Here is a 528-nt window from a genome sequence, read left to right as displayed (position 1 = left end):
ATGCGATCGCGGATGATGGTGGGCCGCGCGAGGGCCTGGTCGACGGTGAGTGTGCGGCCGTCGAGCGCGGGGACGAGCGTCGGGTTCTGTACGGGCATAGTCGTTTTCCTTACGCGAGGGGCTTGATTTCGGCGAACTTGCCGGAGGTGGTGGACGAGACGGCGAAGCCGATGACCTTGCCGGTGGTGGCCTTGACGACGGTGCCGGCGGCCCCGACTTCGACGTCGTCGCCTGCGGTGATCGGGCCGCCGGCGATGACGCGGAGGACGCCGCCGCTGTAGGCGACGACGAGGTCGCCGGTCTTGGCGTCGGATCCGGCGACGCCGAGGGTGCGGCCGCCTGCGGTGGCGTGGGCGACGGCGATGTTGCCGTTGCGGGGGCCGGAGACGCCGACGAGGTGGCCGAGGGTGATGTCGGCGGTGGCGCGGCAGGTGATTTCGTCGCCGTCGTCGTAGACGTACGGCTGGTACAGGGTGGTGCTGGGCACGGGGTGCTCCTTCTACTGGTGGTGTGCGCGGCGACGGCGTC

At 70.6% G+C, this 528-nt stretch carries 1 protein-coding gene; it reads right to left on the bottom strand.

The window, feature by feature from the left end; translation table 11 throughout:
* Nucleotides 1-109: 109 nt before the first annotated feature.
* Nucleotides 110-487: a capsid cement protein gene (locus FK268_RS23820; RefSeq protein WP_146437911.1), complete on the bottom strand. Its 378-nt coding sequence runs from the start codon at nucleotides 485-487 to the stop codon at nucleotides 110-112.
* Nucleotides 488-528: the final 41 nt, after the last annotated feature.

The sequence above is a fragment of the Tsukamurella sputi genome (assembly GCF_007858445.1).
Lineage (GTDB): Bacteria > Actinomycetota > Actinomycetes > Mycobacteriales > Mycobacteriaceae > Tsukamurella > Tsukamurella sputi.
Note: the sequence above shows the minus strand (reverse complement) of the source record. Positions and strands in the feature narration are given on the sequence as shown.